Raw genomic sequence first — 18543 nt, 5'->3', positions numbered from 1 at the left:
GCGCCGTACGTGGCTCATTACAATTTCTGCCGCGTGCATGACGCGCAGTGGAGGGCGCCAGCTCTCGCGTTTGGTTTTGCTGAGCGGGTTTGGGCTATCGGCGCTTTGCTGAATGCCGCGCGCGCCGATGCCGAACCGGCCAAGGCTCGTGACGCGCAACTTCACTGTCCTGTGGCCGGCAGAGAAACGGCCCCAGCACCCTTGGAGGTGATGCTGGAGCCGTTCTTTATTCCCATTCTCACGCCGAACCGCCGGTTGCCTATAATTGACGGCCCATTCTGGGCTTGTAATTTGACCTTAATGAAACGCCCTGCCCAGTCCCGAAAGGATCGAATCAGCGGGCGGTTTCAGAAATCACCTGTGTGAATCAATCGTAAATAAATTGCCGCTTTTTCCCGGGTGTTTGACAAGTGTCTTGGTTCCCAAGAGCGGCGTCCGAAGAGGACGGCATCGGCTTGCGGAGGCGAGGAGAGCTCGCGGACAATCTTCGCAGACATCGTATGCGATTTGCAGCGCGGACGCGGCGCAGCCTTTCGGGCGGCGTCGCCGGTCATTATTCCTAAACGCGTTCTTAACGCGCCCCCCTCTATCATCGCGGGCGGACGGGCTGCGGCGTTTGCCGGGCACTTGAGCTTTCACGACCGGGCATGAGCCAGAAATCGACCGAGCGGCTGAGGGACTATCTCGCGCAGCTTCCGCCGCAATCGCAGGCGTTGTTGATGCGGGAGCTGGAGCGCGCCGTCGAACGCGGCGATGACGTCGCGATCGCCAATCTGGTGCTGGAGCAGCTGCGCAAGATCGTGCGCGGGGCCGAGCAGGACGAGCAGATCCAGCCGCGCAGCGACGATCCGGCGCGGCTGCTGTTCCGGCCGCTCGAGCCGTTCCTCGCCGAGACCAATTTCCCGACCCGACCGGGCCAGCTGCGGCGTGCCTCGCTGCTGCCGATCTGGCAGTGGCTCGCCCGCGAGGGCGCGCCCGAGGCCGCCCGCGAATTCGAGACGGCGCTGGCGGCGGCCACCGAGAGCGGTCCGATGGAGATCGCCGCGCGCAAGTTCCAGCTCGCGGCCGCGGAAGCCATCATCAAGGTCGCGGGGCCGACGCAGGACGACCGTCAGCGCGCGCTGGCGCGTGTCGGTCCGCCAAGCGTTGTCGAGGACCTGCTGCCGATCGGCCTCGTCCTGCAGGCCCGCGAGGCGCTGGAAACCCTAGGCAGCCGGCTGCCGAGCCAGATCAGGGTGTTCTCCGATTCACAGATCGCCTCGGCGATGGAGGCGCTCAAGCTGCCGTCGCTGCAGACGCCGCAACTGCTGCCGTTCGCGCTGTCGTTGATTGCGCAGCGCCTTGCCGCGCCGTGGCAGCTCATCCGCCTTGCCGTCAAGATGGCGGCCTCCGACGACGAGCTGCGGGTCGCGGCAACGCCGTACGGGATTGCCGTCACCATCGCGCTGCATGATTTGTCATTCGTCGCGGCCTGCCTGCGCACCGACATCAAGCGCGGGCATTTCGATTATGTCGGCGACCAGCTCAAGACCCTGCATGACGGCGTCCGAGGCCTGCGCACCGAGCTCGACCTGCGCAACGACTCCACCTGGGGCCGCCAGCTGACGTCAGTTCGCGCCGATACCTCCAACGCGCTGCAATCGGAGATCGACAGCGTGCCCGGCCGGGTCCGCCGCATCCTGCGCCAGCGCGCCGACAAGGACATCACCGCCGGCGCCAGGATCGATCAGTCCGAGGTCGAGGACGCTGCCGCCCTGATCGATTTCGTCGCGGTGTGCCGCACCTATGCCAGCGAGCTCGCCATCAACGAGGTGACGCTGCGGACCTTCTCGGACCTGCAACATTATGTCGAGCAGGCGACCGAGGGGCTGGTGCAGTCGCTGCGCGGCGGCGAGCCCCGCGTCCGCGCCTTCCGCCAGCAGCAGGTCAAGGCCGCGATCCGCTTCTGCGAAGTGCTGTTCGGCCACGACTACGCCTCGCTGATGAACCGGGCGGCGGAGAATGCCGTCACCGGCGAGCGGAAGTCGTCGCGGGCGGGGTAGCGAGACTACCATTTGGCCGAAACGGTGCTATTTTAGGAACAATTAAGGAACGCAAAGACGTGGCTGAGCGAAAGCAATACCGCTTGCAAATCGACGTCTTCAGCGTCGATAGCCTGCCTATGGCCCGCCTGGCGGAGTACATGGCGGAGCTGGCCATCCTGCTGGGCGAGCGTGAGCGCGTACACTTCTCGCACTTGGAGAAGGGCAGCGCCGTGCTGGTTTCGACCATCGAGCCGGTCGCGTTCCCGAAGGTCGAGGAGCGCGTAAGTCGTGTCAGCCGGGGCGATGGCCCGAAGGACGCGATGCAGGCCTTCAAGAATATCGACAACCTGCTGGCGAAGGACGGCGCCGTCGCGGTGCTGACCGGGCCGACGGTCGGTCAGGTGATCGAATTCCCCGGCCGCACGCGCCCGAAGCCGGTGAAGTATGGGCCGTTCCGCGAGGTCGGCACGCTCGACGGCCGTATCATCCGCATCGGCGGCCGTGATGAGACAATTCCGGTTTGGCTTAAGGACGGCGAGGTTGAGTATCATTGCAACGTGCGCGGCGAAGAAGTCGCGCGGCGTCTCGCGCCCTATTACTTGAACGGCGTGATCCGCGTGTATGGCAGCGGCAAGTGGGTGCGCGAGGAAAGCGGCGCCTGGAGCCTTGAGCAATTCGACATCACGGATTTCGAGGTGCTGGATGACAGCCCGATGGCTGACGTCGTCGGCAAGCTGCGCGCGGTTGAGGGCAGCACCTGGCATGAAAGCGATGATGTGTTGAGCGATATTCTCGGCCTGCGGCGCGATGAACGGGATCGCCACTAAATGGCGGTCGTTGTGTTTGACACGTCCTTCCTGGTGCCGCTCCTCGACCCCCGGGTCAGAGGCGTCGGCGAGGTCGATGCCAAGCTCACACACCTTATCGAAATCCTCGACAAGCAAAAGGATGTCGTGATCGTCCCGACGCCGGCACTGAGTGAAGTGCTGATTGGCGCGGGCGACGCAGCGCCGCAGTATCTCGATATTCTCAGCAAGACGCCGCGCTTTCGTATTGCATCGTTCGGGCCACGCGCGGCGGTCGAGGCTGCCGAACGTCACCGCCAGGCCAAACGCAACAACGACAAAAAGGAAGGCGCGCAAAGCTGGGACAAGGTGAAGTTCGATCGGCAAATCGTCGCCATTGCGAAGGTCGAAGGCGCTGAGCGGATATATTCCAACGACGACGACATTTACCGGTTTGGCAAGGCGGAGGGACTTCAAGTCATCCGATTGCAAGACCTGCCCGACCCGCCCGAAAAAACTCCCGACCTGTTCGACAAGCTAAAGCGGGAAAAACCCTGAGCGGCTTGCTATCGCGGCGGCAATCGCTTTCCTGAAGGCAATTTTTTGAATGGCTCCCCTAAGGAAGATGGCTGCCCTCATCGAGGACTGGAAGGCACACTGCGAACAAATCGGCGAGACGGCCAATTCGATCTTCGCGACGGCTGACGTCAAAATCACCGAGAAAGGCTTCGCCGATCCCACATACCTGAGCCTGACACTGTTGGCGCGCACAGTCTCGAACCTCAAGGCCGCGCTTATCCTCCTGCAGGCCCACCGGATCGTCGAGGCACGCATCGTCACGCGCTGCGTATTCGAAAATCTCTATTGGGTGGTTGGCCTAGCGGAGGACGGCGATAAGTTCGTCAAACAGATGCGCGACGATGAACTAAGCCATCGCCGCTCGTTGGGACAGGCCATATTCTCCGGCGAGTACCAGCTTAACGATGAGGTTGAGGAGCGGCTGCGCGCCGTGATGCGCGACCTTAACCGAAACGGACCGGTTACTAAGATGCTCAATCCGAAGGCTGTGGCGGGCATCCGAGATGACTTCAAGCGCAGTTACATCTTCTATGCGCAGCTTTCATCGGACTCGGCACACCCCTCCGCGACGGCGCTGCACCGCTACGTGGTCGCCGATCCCCAGGGGCCTGGCTTTGACACCAATCCCGTCGTTCGGCCCAGCCAGGTCGCGGAAACTTTAGAGTATCTATCGATGTCGGCGCTCGGCGTATGCGTCGGCGTCAACCAGATTCTTGGAGGAACGTCAGGCGGTGAACAGCTACAAGCTCGCGCCTCTCGCCACGACGAACTGTCGAACCGGACGCGTGACGAAGCAAGCACGACGGCTAACGCTAATAAATAGTACCTCAGCGCACCGTTGCCTTCCTGGCTGTATCTCTGTCACTTGCAACCCCCGCGCAGATCGACGCGTTCCTGCCGAAGGTGGCGGAGTTTCATGAGAGGATGTGCGGCGTCGAGGTTACCGTGCCCTAGTGCCATAGCCACGCCACGATACCCACAATGAGGATGGCTGCGGCGATTGCCTGCCATCCCTTGGCGTCGAAATCGAAGCCGGGGCCCTTAAATCTCAGTTGGTGGTCGGACATGACACAGCTCTCCATTGGAAATCTTGAGAGTCAGTGTCTTGCGGGGGCAATTCATTGATGCCACAAATCGAAAAACGCGCAATCCCGGCGGTATGGCTTACGTGTGAATTTTGCCGCTCAAAATCGATGATTTACACGATTGTTCATGGCGTTAGCGCGTCCACATTTATATTTAGTTTCCCTCGTTAACGACCGAAAACCGCGCTCTCGAATGGCGACATGCTGAGAATCGCTTCAACCACTCAACCATCTTCTGCTGCATGTCGTATCGTCGTCCTTCGAGGTCTTCCGGCCAATGGAGTGGAAGCGGTATTGCGGCGACAGTGCACTTAATTCTCCGCGATCAATCGTGCGCGTTAGTTCGCCGAGGCCGTCTGCACCGCGATCTTGTTCTCCGCGATGATGGCTTCGGCCCGCGCGAGATTTTCCAGCAGGCGCTGGCTGGTCAAGACAAGGAAGTAATAGCCGAACTGCGGGTTCTGGAAATAGATCTCGAGCAGCTTTTCATAGGTGATGGCTAGAACGTGGCCATCCTCGATACACTCGATCGTCGCGGTTCGGCGGTTGTCAGGTGTGAGGAAGCCGAGTTCGCCCATCAGGCGGCCCGGCGGAACATCGACGCTGATTTCGACGACCCGGAATCTGCCGGTAACCGTCAGCAACATTTCGTTGGCTGCGTCACCTTTCTTCATCAAGATATCGCCCTTGCGATACTTGCGCTGGGTCATGAACGGCTTGAGCCACTCCATCGACGTGTCGCCCTGTGTTGCGGCGCGGGCCTTCTTCACGAGAGCGAGCATTTGACGAAGGCGGTAGGCGTTGATGGGAACCATCAGGAGATAAAGCAGAAATGTGGTGACGGCTCCAGTGAGCGCACCGAAGATGGCGAAGAACACGCAACCGACCATGTTGGCGACCCGGAGCGGCACCATGGTCTGCGTCAGCAGGGTGGCGACAAAGAAGCTCGCGCCGACCAGGGCGAACATGTTTGCCAGGGTAATGTTGTGCAGAAAGATTTCCAGCAGGCGGCTGAAGATGGCGTCCCAGGTCACGTTGCTGGGATCGAGCCCCATCTGAACCAGAATTTTCGCGAACCTGAGGTTGTCGGTTGCTGCATCTAGAATGCGATCCAGTATGCTGGACACGTCTGCGCTAAGCGTCATTTGGTTTCGCCAAACTGTTGTGTAAGCCAATACCGGCAGCGGTTATTCCGGATGAAACCATTGCGCTAACTCAAACGAAAGACTCAGCGAGAGCAAGATAGAGCACAAACAAGGAATTCGGCGATCATCGGCAGCGATGAGGACGAGCACTTGCGAAATTTCGGAATAATGGAAGTGTGCCGCTGAGTTGCCCGACGTGTCAAGTCGGCATTCGAGCGCCGGCGGGAAGCCTCCCGGCTACTGTGCATGGGGTTGTTTTCGATATTTTGGTCGCGCGCGCCTTCACCCGGAAGACGCCGTTGCAAGTCCGCCGGAACGGCGCCGGAAACCGGCTGATTTCGACCTTCGGTCGATCCAGCAATTGTCAATTGCCGGGCTCGCCGCCGGTAGTGTAAAGCGATTCTAAGGTGGCTTGCCGGAAGCCGCCGTTCCATCCGGGAACCGCTTGATGACGCTGTGGTTTGTGTTCGCGCTGATGACGGTCGCGGCGATCTTCGCCGTGCTGTGGCCGCTCAGCCGGCGCGGGCGGGCGGACGCGGGCGGCAGCGAGGTCGTGGTCTACCGCGACCAGCTTGCCGAGATCGACCGCGACATGGCCGCAGGGATCATCGGCGCCGCCGAGGCCGATGCCGCCCGGGTCGAGATCAGCCGCCGGCTGCTGGCGGCCGCCGACCAGAGCGGACGTGACGTCCCGGTGACAGGCAGCATCACGCTGCGGCGTGCCGCCGCGGTGGTGGCGCTGGTCGGGTTGCCGGTGATTGCCTCGAGCTTCTATCTCGCGCTCGGCTCGCCGCGGCTCGGCGACTTTCCGCTCGCCGAGCGCAGCCGGGTCGCCGATGCCAACCAGCCGCTGACCAATCTGGTGGCGCAGGTCGAGGCCCATCTGGAGAAGAACCCGACCGACGGCCGCGGCTGGACCGTGCTGGCACCGGTGCTGTCGCGGCTCGGCCGCTACGATGATGCCGTCCGCGCCTATCGCAACGCCATCACATATGCCGGCGACAGCGCCGACCGCCGCGCCGATCTCGGCGAGGCGTTGATGGGGAGCGCCGGCGGCGTCGTCACTGCCGACGCCAAGGCGGAGTTCGAGCGCGCGGTCGCGCTGAATGGCGACGACGCCAAGGCGAACTATTTCCTCGGCCTCGCCGCCGAGCAGGACGGCCGCAAGGCCGACGCCGCGGCGCTCTGGCAGAAGATGCTGGCGAAGGGGCCGTCCGATGCGCCATGGCGGCCGCTGGTGCAGGCCGCGCTGGTTCGGGTCGGCGGCACCGTCCCCGCCGGCGTGAGCGCGCCCGGTGGCGCCAGCGCACCCGCATTGCCGGATAGTGCGATGGCCGCGGCCAAGGACATGAGCGAGGCCGATCGCAGCACCATGATCAAGGGCATGGTCGATCGGCTGGCGACGCGGCTGAAGACCAATGGCGACGACGTCGAAGGCTGGCTGCGGCTGGTCCGCGCCTATCTCGTGATGGGCGAGCGCGACAAGGCGATGAGCGCGCTGGCCGATGCCCGTCAGGCGGTGGCCAATGATGCGGACCGGTTGCGGCAGCTCAATGAAGGGCTGAAGAATCTCGGGCTGGATGGATAGAGCATGACGCCGAAAAGTGCACAGCGGTTTTCGGACAACGTCATGCGCAAGGATGGACCATGACCAGGAAGCAACGGCGTTTGACACTGATCGGCTGCGCGCTCGTCGTGCTCGCGATCGCCGCGGGCCTGGTGCTGAACGCGCTGCGCGATTCCATCGTGTTCTTCTCGACGCCGTCGATGGTCGCCGAAAAGCATCTCGGTCCGGGCAAGCGGTTCCGCCTCGGCGGGCTGGTGGAGCAGGGCTCGCTCAAGCGCGGCGACAATCTCGCGGTGACCTTCACCGTCGCCGACGGTGCTGCGACGCTGCCGGTCGCCTACAAGGGCATCCTGCCGGATCTGTTCCGCGAGGGGCAGGGCGTCGTCGCCGAAGGCGCGCTCGATGCGAACGGCGTATTCCGGGCCGACACCGTGCTCGCCAAGCATGACGAGACCTACATGCCGAAGGATGTCGCCGATGCCCTGAAGAAGCAGGGCCACTGGAAGGACGATTACGGCAAGCCAAGCAACATGCCGAGCGCCTCCGCGGCGCCGACCCAGGGAGCCATGCGGTGATCGCCGAAAGCGGACATTATGCCCTGGTGCTCGCGCTCGCGCTGGCGCTGATCCAGTCGATCGTGCCGATCGTCGGCGCGCGCTGGCGCGATGCGGCGTTGATGAACGTCGCGCGCTCGACCGCGCTCGCGCAATTGCTGTTCGTCGCGGTCTCGTTCGCGGCGCTGGTAACCCTGCACGTCACCTCGGATTTCTCGGTCGCCAATGTGTTCGAGAATTCGCATTCGCTCAAGCCGCTGCTCTACAAGATCACCGGCGTGTGGGGAAACCATGAAGGATCGATGCTGCTCTGGGTGTCGATCCTGGCGCTGTTCGGCGGCCTCGTCGCCGCCTTCGGCAACAACCTGCCGCTGTCGCTGCGCGCCCATGTTCTGGCCGTGCAGGCCTGGGTCGCCACCGCGTTCTATCTGTTCATCCTGATCACCTCGAACCCGTTCCTGCGCATCGCCAATCCGCCGATCGAGGGGCGCGACCTCAATCCGGTGCTGCAGGATATCGGCCTCGCGGTGCATCCGCCGATGCTCTATCTCGGCTATGTCGGCTTCTCGATCTCGTTCTCGTTCGCGGTGGCGGCGCTGCTCGAGGGGCGGATCGATGCCGCCTGGGCGCGCTGGGTGCGGCCGTGGACGCTGATGGCGTGGATATTCCTCACCCTCGGCATCGCGATGGGCTCCTACTGGGCCTATTACGAGCTCGGCTGGGGCGGCTGGTGGTTCTGGGACCCGGTCGAGAACGCCTCGCTGATGCCGTGGCTGGGCGGCACCGCGCTGCTGCATTCGGCGCTGGTGATGGAGAAGCGCAACGCGCTGAAGGTCTGGACCGTGCTGCTGTCGATCCTGACCTTCTCGCTGTCGCTGCTCGGCACCTTCCTGGTGCGCTCCGGCGTGCTGACCTCGGTTCACGCCTTCGCCACCGACCCGACCCGCGGCGTGTTCATCCTGCTGATCCTGTTCGTGTTCATCGGCGGCAGCCTGTCGCTTTATGCCTGGCGCGCGCCGGCGCTGAAGCAGGGCGGGCTGTTCGCGCCGATCTCGCGCGAGGGCGCGCTGGTGCTCAACAATTTGCTGCTCACCACGGCCTGCGCGACCGTGTTCATCGGCACGCTGTATCCGCTGGCGCTCGAAGTGCTGACCGGCGAGAAGATCTCGGTCGGCGCGCCGTTCTTCAATTTCACCTTCGCGCCGCTGTTCGTGCCGCTGCTGCTGGCGGTGCCGTTCGGGCCGCTGCTGGCCTGGAAGCGCGGCGACCTGCTCGGCGCGGCGCAGCGCCTGATGGTCGCCGGCATCGTCGCGCTGGTTGCGATCGCGCTGGTGTTTGCCTGGACCTATGGCGGCGCGACCCTGGCGCCGCTCGCGATCGGGCTTGCCGCCTTCGTGATCATGGGCGCGCTGTGCGATCTCGCCGAGCGCGTCGCGCTGTTCCGGATTCCGCTGTCGCTCTCGCTGCGGCGTGCGCGCGGCCTGCCGCGTGCGACCTGGGGCACGGCGTTCGCGCATGCCGGCCTCGGCATAGCCCTGATCGGGATCGTCTGCGAGACCACCTGGAACAGCGAATATATCGGCTCGATGAAGCCGGACGACATCGCCAGGGTCGCCGGCTACGAGCTGCGGCTCGACGGCCTCAGCCCGCGGCAGGGGCCGAACTTCCGTGAGATGGTCGCGCAATTCACCGTGAGCCGTGACGGCGAGAAGGTCAGCGTGATGACGCCGTCGAAGCGCAACTTCACGACCCGCGGCGCCTCGACGACCGAGGCCGCGCTGCTGACGCGCGGCGCGAGCCAGCTCTATATCTCGCTCGGCGATACCACGGCCGACGGCGCCATCGCGGTGCGCATCTATCACAAGCCGCTCGTGCTGATGATCTGGTGGGGTCCGGTGCTGATGGCCTTCGGCGGCTTGCTGTCGCTGTCCGACCGCCGTTTGCGGGTCGGCGCGCCGAAGCCGGCCAAAGCCGCGGCGCGCGCCTTCCAGGCGGCCGAGTGATGCGGTCGCGCGCGGTTGCAGCCGCCGTGATTGCGACGAGCCTGATGCTCGGCGCGATGCCGGCGCGGGCGGTGCTGCCCGACGAGATCATGTCGGATCCGGCAAAGGAGGCGAGGGCGCGCGAGCTCTCGAAAGAGCTGCGCTGCATGGTCTGCCAGAACCAGTCGATCGACGATTCAGAGGCGCCGCTGGCGCGCGACCTCCGCCTGCTGGTGCGCGAGCGGATCTCGGCCGGCGACAGCGACCGCCAGGTGATCGATTTCCTGGTGGCCCGCTATGGCGAATTCGTGCTGCTGAAGCCGCGCCTCAACGAGCACACCCTGATGCTGTGGCTGACCCCGCCGCTGGCGCTTCTGCTGGGCGGTTTCGCGCTCTGGCGGCTCGGTCGGCGCAAGGCAAATCTGCCCGCCGGCGCGGCCGATTCCAGCCCCGAATTGACGCCGGACGAAGCGTCGCGCCTGGAACGGCTGCTGGCGGCCGAATCCGCGCCGGACAAGCCGCTTTAGTTCCTTTCTAAGCCCTTAATTTGCATGCGCTATTCTGCCGCAGCGCGGGCCGGCTCAATTACCAAAGTTTAATTCCGCAGCCAGCGCGCCGTAAGGCTGATGACCCCATGTTCAGGCGCATCAGGTGCTCGCCCCGCACCGAATGATTCTGGCCCTGGAGATTTCAAGACATGACCGAACGTCCCGACCTCTCGACCCTTCCGTCCTACAAGGCGCCGAAGCGCTCGCTGTTCTCTGCCCGCAAACTCGCGCTGATGGCGTCGGTCGTGGCCGGCCTCGGCGCCGCCACCTACGGCTTCAGCCCGACCCACAATCCGGCCGACCTGTTCACGACCCCCGCGCATGCGCAGGTCAACAACGAGGTCAAGAAGGTTCAGCAGCCGGTCGGGTTCGCCGACATCGTCGAACGGGTGAAGCCGTCGGTGATCTCGGTCAAGGTCAATATTCGCGAGAAGGTCGCGAAGGACGACAGCGGCAACGACGATTCGCCGTTCCAGCCGGGTTCGCCGATGGAGCGCTTCTTCCGCCGCTTCGGCGGTCCGGACGGCCTGCCCCCGGGTCTGCGCGGTGGACCGCGCGGCGGTGGCGTGGTGACGGGCCAGGGCTCCGGCTTCTTCATCTCGGCTGACGGTTATGCCGTGACCAACAATCACGTCGTCGACGGCGCCGACAAGGTCGAGGTCACGACCGACGACGGCAAGACCTATTCCGCCAAGGTGATCGGCACCGATCCGCGCACCGACCTCGCGCTGATCAAGGTCGAGGGCGGCTCCAACTTCCAGTTCGCCAAGCTCTCCGACACCAAGCCGCGCATCGGCGACTGGGTGCTGGCGGTCGGCAATCCGTTCGGCCTCGGCGGCACGGTGACCGCGGGCATCGTCTCGGCCTCCGGCCGCGACATCGGCAACGGCCCGTATGACGATTTCATCCAGATCGATGCGCCCGTGAACAAGGGCAATTCGGGTGGCCCGGCGTTCGACGTGTCCGGTGAGGTGATGGGCGTCAACACCGCGATCTACTCGCCGTCCGGCGGCAGCGTCGGCATCGCGTTCTCGATCCCGGCCCAGACCGTCAAGAGCGTCGTCGCCCAGCTGAAGGACAAGGGCTCGGTCAGCCGCGGCTGGATCGGCGTCCAGATCCAGCCGGTGACCTCTGACATCGCCGACAGCCTCGGCATGAAGAAGGCCGAAGGCGCGCTGGTTGCCGAACCGCAGGCCAACGGCCCCGCGGCCAAGGCCGGCATCGAGTCCGGTGACGTCATCACCGCCGTCAATGGCGAGCCGGTGAAGGATGCGCGCGAACTCGCCCGCACCATCGGCGGCCTCGCGCCCGGCAATGCCGTGAAGCTGAACGTGCTGCACAAGGGGCAGGACAAGACCGTCAGCATCACGCTCGGCCAGTTGCCGAACAACCTGGAAGCCAAGGCTGACACCGACAACAGCGACAAGGGCAATTCGTCCCGCGGCACCGACGTGCCGAAGCTGGGCCTCACCGTGGCGCCCGCCAACAGCGTGGCCGGTGCCGGCAAGGAAGGCGTGGTCGTGACCGAAGTCGATCCCAAGAGTGCTGCCGCTGAGCGGGGCTTCAAGGAAGGCGACGTGATCCTCGAGGTCGCCGGCAAGTCCGTCGGCACCGCCGGTGAGGTGCGTGATGCGATCACCGCGGCGCGCAATGACAACAAGAACAGCGTTCTCATGCGCGTGAAGAGCGGCGGTTCGTCGCGCTTTGTGGCAGTGCCGCTGGCCAAGGGATAACTATCTATGAGTTGGAACGCGTCGCCGGCATTCGTCGCCCCCGCCGACGGCGCGTTCCGGGGGACGGGCCCCTTGCCCGCTCCCTATGTTGCCTTTCGATGGAATATGCCCCCCTCCGTCGGAAGGTCTCAGGGCGGTGGAGTCCCCCAGCTCCACCGCCCACTTTTCCCAACAATTCCGGAATACCCGCGGTCGTCTTGCATGTGCAGGCCGGCCGCGCCATGCTGACAGAGGGCCCATTCCCGTGACCGCAACCGCTCCGCAAATGCGCATCCTGATCATCGAAGACGACCGCGAGTCAGCCGACTATCTGGTCAAGGCGTTCCGTGAAGTCGGCTATATCGCCGATCTCGCCTCCGACGGCGAGGAAGGCCTGTCGATGGCGGAGACCGGCGATTACGACGTGATGGTTGTGGATCGCATGCTGCCGAAGCGGGACGGCCTGTCGCTGATCGGCATGCTGCGCGACAAGGGCAACCGAACGCCGGTGCTGATCCTGTCGGCGCTCGGCCAGGTCGACGACCGCATCAAGGGCCTGCGCGCCGGCGGCGACGACTATCTGCCGAAACCCTATTCGTTCGCCGAGCTGCTGGCGCGCGTCGAGGTGCTGTCGCGGCGCAATGTCGGGCCGGCCGAGGAGATGACTTATCGGGTCGGCGACCTCGAGCTCGACCGGCTGTCGCATCGCGTCGCCCGCGGCAAGGATGAGCTCACCTTGCAGCCGCGCGAGTTCCGCCTGCTCGAATATCTGATGAAGCATGCCGGGCAGGTGGTGACGCGTACCATGCTGCTCGAAAACGTCTGGGATTATCATTTCGATCCGCAGACCAACGTCATCGACGTCCACATCTCGCGGCTGCGCTCCAAAATCGACAAGGGTTTTGAGCGTCCGCTGCTGCATACCATCCGCGGCGCCGGGTATATGATCCGTGACGGCATTCGGTAAACTGATCCGGACCACGGCGTTTCGGCTGACGCTGGTCTATTTGTTCCTGTTCGCGCTGTTTGCCGCCTCGCTGCTGGCTTATTTCGCCTGGAACACGCGGCGGCTGATCACCGAGCAGATCACCACGACCGTCAACGTCGAGATCAGCGAGATCACCTCCATCTATAACCGCCGCGGCTTGCACGGCCTGCTGACCACCATGGGCAATCGTGCGCTGCGGCCGGGCGCCAACCTCTATCTCCTGACGGCGCCGAACGGGCAGGCGCTGGCCGGCAATGTCGGCTCGCTGGCGCCGGGCGTGATGAGCGTGCAGGGCTGGAGCGAGACCGCCTATCGCCGGATCGACGACCAGGACAAGACCGATCATCGCGCGCTGGTGCTGGTGACCGAGATGGACAACGGCTTCCGCCTCCTGGTCGGGCGCGACCTCGAGGAGCGGCGGCGGCTGTTCGGCATCGTCGCCAAGGCCGCACAATGGTCGATCCTCGTCGTTGTCGTGCTCGGCATCGGCGGCGGCATCTTCGTCGCGCGCCGCGTGCTGCGCCGGATCGACGCCATGACCGGCACCACCAGGCGCATCATGGCGGGTGATCTGTCCGGCCGGCTGCCGGTCGGCCGCAGCGGCGACGAGCTCGACCGCCTCGCGGAAAATCTCAATGTCATGCTGGAGCGTATCGAGGCGCTGATGACGGGGCTGAAGGAGGTCTCCGACAACATCGCCCACGACCTCAAGACCCCGCTGACGCGACTGCGCAACCGCGCCGAGGAGGCGCTGGCGCGCTCCAGCAGCGAGACCGATTATCGCGCGGCGCTGGAGCGGACGATCGAGGAATCCGACGGCCTGATCCGCACCTTCAACGCGCTGCTGATGATCGCGCGCGCCGAGTCCGGCCAGGCGCGGGGCAACATGGACGATTTCGACGGTGCCGACGTCGCCAACGGCATCCACGAATTGTACGAGCCACTGGCCGAGGACGACGGCATGACGCTGCAGGTGAAGACCGCGCCGGCGCCGATTCACGGCAACCGTGAATTGATCAGCCAGGCGGTCGCCAACCTGGTCGAGAACGCCATCAAATATGGCAAGCCCGAACCGGGCGTGGAGCCGCTGAAGACCGATGCGCGGGAGATCCTGATCGAGGCCCGGCGCGAAGGCGATCAGGTGCTGCTCAGCGTCACCGACCACGGTCCGGGCATCCCCGAGGGCGACCGCAAGCACGCGGTGGAGCGCTTCGTCCGGCTCGAGGCCAGCCGTACCTTACCCGGGTCGGGTCTCGGCCTCAGCCTCGCCTCGGCGGTTGCCACGCTCCACGGCGGCGAACTGCGGCTCGGCGACGCCCATCCGGGGCTAGTGGCCACCCTGGTGCTGCCGGCGCGGGCCGGCGGCAGTGACAGGCTTGCGGCTCAAACGCAGGATGTGCCACAGAAGGCGGCATGAATGCCGCCGCGCCGGGAAACGCGGATCGACACGCTCTGGCCGCGCGGTTCGCGGACGGACCGCGTGTCGCCGCGCCCCAATCTGCCGATCAGCGCCTGACCGACTGGTTCGCCGAGCTCGAGCCGGCGCAATCGGTCGCGCTCGCGGCGCTGCTGGAGCACCCATTCGCACGCGACATCCTGCGCGGCATCGCCGAGTTCTCGCCCTATCTGTTCGAGCTCGCGCGCGCTGATGCCGCGCGGCTGATCCGGATCCTGTCATGCGACCCCGAGTCGCATCTTGCTGATCTGATCGAGACGACCTCGCGCGACGTGCTTGCCGCCGGCAGCGAGGCTGACGTGATGGTTTTGCTTCGCCGCATGAAGGCGGAGGCCGCGCTGATGATCGCGCTGTGCGACATCGGCGGCGTCTGGCCGGTGATGCGGGTGACGGCGGCGCTGACCGACATCGCCGTCAACTCGGTGCAGTCGGCGCTGAGATATCTATTGCGGCAGGAGGTTGCCCGGGGCCGGATGACTGCCGTCGATCCCGACCGTCCGGAAGCGGGTTCGGGCCTGATCGTGCTGGCGATGGGCAAGATGGGCGCGGGCGAGCTGAACTATTCCAGCGACATCGACCTGATCGTGTTCTTCGATCGCACGGCCACCTCGCTCGCCGACGACATCGAGCCGCAGCCGTTCTTCGTCCGCGTCACCCAGGCGATGGCGCGGATGCTGCAGCAGCGCTCGGGCGAGGGCTATGTGTTCCGGGTCGATCTCAGGCTGCGTCCAGACCCGGCCTCGACCCAGGTCGCGATCTCGACCGATGCGGCGTTGCATTATTACGAGCGCGAGGGGCGCACCTGGGAACGCGCCGCAATGATCAAGGCGCGGCCCTGCGCCGGCGATCCCAGGGCCGGCGAGGCGCTGATCTCCGAGCTCGCGCCCTTCGTCTGGCGCAAGCATCTGGACTTTGCCGCGCTCGCCGACGTCCACGACATGAAGCGGCAGATGCAGACCTATCGCGGCCAGAGCGAGATCTCGGTCGAGGGCCACAACGTCAAGGTCGGCCGCGGCGGCATCCGCGAGATCGAGTTCTTCGCCCAGACCCAACAGCTGATCGCCGGCGGCCGCCATCCGGAATTGCGGGTGCGGCCGACGCTCGAAGCGCTCAACGTGCTCGCCGACAGCAACTGGATCACCTTTGACGCGCGCGACGAGCTGACCACGGCCTACGAATTCCTGCGCCGGGTCGAGCATCGGCTGCAGATGATCGCCGACGAGCAGACCCATTCGCTGCCCGAAGCACCTGAGGACGTCGAGCGCTTCGCGCATTTCTTCGGCTACGAGAATCGCGAGGCCTTCGCCAGGGACCTGCTCGGCCAGCTCAACATCGTGCAGAACCATTACGGCAAGCTGTTCGAGGGCGACGATCCGACCGGGAGCGCGAAGCTGCCGGATGTCGATTACGGGGCAGGCCCCGAAGACGGCCGCCTGATCGAGCATCTCGCCAGTCTCGGCTTCAAGAAGCCGGTGATGGTCGCCGGCACCGTGCAGCAATGGATCGAGGGCGATTATCGCGCGCTGCGCGTGGAGGCGACACGCGCGGCGTTCCTCGAATTCATTCCCGGGCTGATCGACGGCCTCGCGCATGCCGAGGAGCCGGATGACGCGGTGGCGGCGTTCGACCGCTTCCTGGGCGCGCTGCAGCGGGGCGGGCGGTTGATCTCGCTGCTCAGCCAGAACCGCGATTTCGTTGCGCTGGTGGCGCTGATCCTCGGTGCTGCGCCGCGGCTCGGCGACATGCTGGCGCGGCAGCCGCAGATCATGGACGGCCTGGTCGATCCACGCTTCTTCGGCGCAATGCCGGACAAGAAGGAGCTGTCGGAGCGGCTCGCCGCCACGCTGCAGGATGCGTCGTCCTATGAGGATTTCCTCGATCGTCTGAGGCTGTTCGGCCAGGAGAGCCTGTTCCTGATTGGCACGCGGATCCTGTCCGGCACGGTGTCGGCGCAGCACGCCAGCACGGCGTTTGCCGATGTCGCCGAAGGCATCGTGCACACCGTGCACGGTCTCGTCACCGATCAGTTCGCCGCGCAGTATGGCCGGATCAAGGGGCAGGAGACCGCGATCGTCGCGATGGGCCGGCTCGGCAGCCGCGAGATGACGGCGTCCTCCGACCTCGATTTGATCCTGCTCTACGATTTCGACAGCGAGGCGCCGGACTCCGACGGCGAGCGCTCGCTGCACGGCGCACAGTATTTTGCCCGGTTCACACAGCGCCTGATCAGCGCGTTCACGACCCGGACCAATTACGGCGTGCTGTATGAAGTCGACATGCGGCTGCGGCCGTCCGGCCGCGCCGGCCCGGTCGCCTCGCGGATCGATTCGTTTTCCGACTACCAGGAGCGCGAAGCCTGGACCTGGGAGCATATGGCGCTGACGCGTGCGCGCGTGATCTCGTCGTCGCCCGAGTTCCGCGAGAGGATCGAGGCGATCATCCGCAGTGTGCTGACCCGGCCGCGCGATGCGGCCTCGACCGCGGCCGACGTCGCCGACATGCGGCGGGCGATCGCGCTGGAGAAGGGCGAGGACGATGTCTGGGACCTCAAGCTCGCCGCCGGCGGGCTCGTCGACATCGATTTCATCGCGCAATATCTCCAGCTCGCGCACGCATCGGTGAAGCCGGAGATCCTCAGCGTCTCGACGCTGCAAGTGCTGGACCACGCCGCCAAGCTCGGCCTGCTCGGCCAGTCCGAGGCCGAGATCCTGCGCTCGGCGGCGCGGCTCTATCACGACCTGACGCAGATCCTGCGGCTGTGCGTCACCGGCAAGTTCAATCCGGAGACCGCGGGTGAAGACCTGCGGCGCGTGATGGCGCGGGCCGGGGACGCGCCGGATTTCTCTGCGCTGGAAGCTCGCCTGCGCGAGACGCAGAGCGAAGTGCGCCGCGTCTTCAACGCGATTGTGGGCGGCGGGTAGCAGGGAAGTTGGACCGTCATCCTGAGGAGCGGCGTCTTCGCCGCGTCTCGAAGGATGCACGGCCACAGTTGGGCCGTCGACCCTTCGAGACGCGCGCAAGGGCGCGCTCCTCAGGGTGACGGTGAAGGAGGTTGCGCGCCTTACCTTACTTGCCGCTACGCCTGCTGCTTCAGCTTCTGAAGCGCGTCGAGCACATCGGGGTCGAGACCAGCGCCGCCGGCGTCGAGATGAGCGAAGATCTGCTTGCGCATCCGCGGATCCCAGAACTTCCAGATGTGCTCGGAAATGCCCTGCACGGCGCGATCGTGCCCCTGACTGTGGAAGAACTTTCCGATCTGGTTCGCCATATAGACCAGTTTGTCAGGCGACGACGACATAAGCGGACTCCTTGCCGGGCACCGCGCCTGTGACGCGTTCCGGATGCGTAAAGATTTCAAATCCATCCGACCGGGCAATCGCGGCGAGCGTGATGCCGGCGGCATCCGCCATCCGGACCGCAAGCGCGGTCGGGGCCGACACGGCGGCAATCAGCGGCGCGCCGATCGCAGCGGTTTTCTGCACCATCTCGACCGAGACGCGGCTGGTCAGCAGCACGATGCCGTCACTTGCGACCACCTTATCGCGGGCCAGCGCGCCGGCGAGCTTGTCGAGCGCATTGTGGCGGCCGACATCCTCGCGCAGCGCCACAATGCCGCGCGCAGCCGTCCAGAACGCGGCGGCATGCACGGCGCGGGTCTGGTGGTTGATCTCCTGCAGCGGCGCCACCGCCGCCACCGCGGTCATGATCTCGCGCGGCGAGAACATGCGGCTTGCGGACACGATCGCGGCCGGCCGAACCGCCTCGCTGATGGAATCTAACCCGCACAGGCCGCAGCCGGTCGGGCCGGCGATGTTGCGCCGTCGCTCCGCGATCCGCTCGGCCCTGTCGGGCTTGAGCCACATCCGGAGTTCGATGCCGTCATCGAGCTCGACGATGTCGAGGGTCTCGATCTCGTCGGCCGATTGCACGATGCCTTCGCTCAGGCTGAATCCGACGGCGAAGTCGCCGAGGTCCTCGGGCGAGCCCATCATCACGGCGTAGGTGCCGCCATTATAGGTCAGCGCCAGCGGCGTCTCTTCCGGGATCAGGCGCGCGCCGTCGCTGAACACGCCGTCGCGCCAGACTTTCCGCTTCGCCTTGTGGACCGGCTCGCGCAT

15 protein-coding genes are annotated in these 18543 nt (G+C 65.2%); 12 read left to right on the top strand and 3 right to left on the bottom strand.

Going from position 1 to position 18543, the window contains the following annotated elements:
• The first annotated feature begins 647 nt into the window (after positions 1 to 647).
• The 4 genes from ACVISU_RS06550 (at position 648) to ACVISU_RS06535 (ending at position 4211) form a co-directional block, all read left to right on the top strand.
• Complete coding sequence (locus tag ACVISU_RS06550; RefSeq protein WP_050400813.1) at positions 648 to 2042, top strand: hypothetical protein; 1395 nt, start codon at positions 648 to 650, stop codon at positions 2040 to 2042.
• 59 nt (positions 2043 to 2101) lie between these two features.
• Positions 2102 to 2851, top strand: a complete 750-nt coding sequence (locus ACVISU_RS06545; protein ID WP_456706385.1) for a hypothetical protein — start codon at positions 2102 to 2104, stop codon at positions 2849 to 2851.
• Positions 2852 to 3367 carry a type II toxin-antitoxin system VapC family toxin gene (locus ACVISU_RS06540; protein ID WP_456706384.1) on the top strand — a complete coding sequence of 172 codons (516 nt, stop codon included), beginning with the start codon at positions 2852 to 2854 and terminating at the stop codon, positions 3365 to 3367.
• A gap of 67 nt (positions 3368 to 3434) precedes the next feature.
• Entirely contained in the window at positions 3435 to 4211 is a 777-nt protein-coding gene (locus ACVISU_RS06535) for a DUF5677 domain-containing protein (RefSeq protein ID WP_456706383.1), read from the top strand.
• Positions 4212 to 4811: 600 nt separating this feature from the next.
• Here the strand turns inward: ACVISU_RS06535 and ACVISU_RS06530 are convergent.
• Entirely contained in the window at positions 4812 to 5618 is an 807-nt protein-coding gene (locus ACVISU_RS06530) for a Crp/Fnr family transcriptional regulator (protein ID WP_456710772.1), read from the bottom strand.
• Positions 5619 to 6066: 448 nt separating this feature from the next.
• Between ACVISU_RS06530 and ccmI the strand changes: the two genes are divergently transcribed.
• The 8 genes from ccmI (at position 6067) to ACVISU_RS06490 (ending at position 17346) form a co-directional block, all read left to right on the top strand.
• Entirely contained in the window at positions 6067 to 7206 is a 1140-nt protein-coding gene (gene ccmI / locus ACVISU_RS06525) for a c-type cytochrome biogenesis protein CcmI (protein WP_050400812.1), read from the top strand.
• Positions 7207 to 7265: 59 nt separating this feature from the next.
• Positions 7266 to 7760, top strand: coding sequence for a cytochrome c maturation protein CcmE (ccmE, locus tag ACVISU_RS06520; protein WP_456706382.1), 495 nt, complete (start codon positions 7266 to 7268; stop codon positions 7758 to 7760).
• A complete protein-coding gene (locus ACVISU_RS06515; protein ID WP_456706381.1) occupies positions 7757 to 9742 on the top strand; it encodes a heme lyase CcmF/NrfE family subunit in 1986 nt (661 codons plus the stop codon). Before ccmE ends, ACVISU_RS06515 begins: the two co-directional genes overlap by 4 nt.
• Complete coding sequence (locus ACVISU_RS06510) at positions 9742 to 10248, top strand: cytochrome c-type biogenesis protein (RefSeq protein WP_456706380.1); 507 nt, start codon at positions 9742 to 9744, stop codon at positions 10246 to 10248. Before ACVISU_RS06515 ends, ACVISU_RS06510 begins: the two co-directional genes overlap by 1 nt.
• Before the next feature lie 170 nt (positions 10249 to 10418).
• On the top strand, positions 10419 to 12002 hold the full coding sequence (locus tag ACVISU_RS06505; RefSeq protein ID WP_050400808.1) for a Do family serine endopeptidase: 1584 nt from the start codon (positions 10419 to 10421) through the stop codon (positions 12000 to 12002).
• A gap of 265 nt (positions 12003 to 12267) precedes the next feature.
• Positions 12268 to 12948 (top strand): winged helix-turn-helix domain-containing protein, encoded by a 681-nt coding sequence (locus ACVISU_RS06500; RefSeq protein ID WP_456710771.1) that lies wholly within the window; start codon positions 12268 to 12270, stop codon positions 12946 to 12948.
• Positions 12932 to 14386, top strand: coding sequence for a sensor histidine kinase (locus ACVISU_RS06495; RefSeq protein ID WP_050400806.1), 1455 nt, complete (start codon positions 12932 to 12934; stop codon positions 14384 to 14386). The genes ACVISU_RS06500 and ACVISU_RS06495 overlap by 17 nt, the downstream gene beginning before the upstream one ends.
• Positions 14383 to 17346, top strand: coding sequence for a bifunctional [glutamine synthetase] adenylyltransferase/[glutamine synthetase]-adenylyl-L-tyrosine phosphorylase (locus ACVISU_RS06490; RefSeq protein ID WP_456706379.1), 2964 nt, complete (start codon positions 14383 to 14385; stop codon positions 17344 to 17346). Before ACVISU_RS06495 ends, ACVISU_RS06490 begins: the two co-directional genes overlap by 4 nt.
• Before the next feature lie 155 nt (positions 17347 to 17501).
• Here ACVISU_RS06490 and ACVISU_RS06485 read toward each other — a convergent pair whose 3' ends face one another.
• Positions 17502 to 17723, bottom strand: coding sequence for a formate dehydrogenase subunit delta (locus tag ACVISU_RS06485; RefSeq protein WP_050405110.1), 222 nt, complete (start codon positions 17721 to 17723; stop codon positions 17502 to 17504).
• The gene (fdhD, locus tag ACVISU_RS06480) at positions 17707 to 18543 is read right to left on the bottom strand and encodes a formate dehydrogenase accessory sulfurtransferase FdhD (RefSeq protein ID WP_050405109.1); all 837 of its coding nucleotides are present in this window, start codon (positions 18541 to 18543) and stop codon (positions 17707 to 17709) included. The genes ACVISU_RS06485 and fdhD overlap by 17 nt, the downstream gene beginning before the upstream one ends.

Source organism: Bradyrhizobium sp. USDA 4452 (assembly GCF_054063575.1).
Note: the sequence above shows the minus strand (reverse complement) of the source record. Positions and strands in the feature narration are given on the sequence as shown.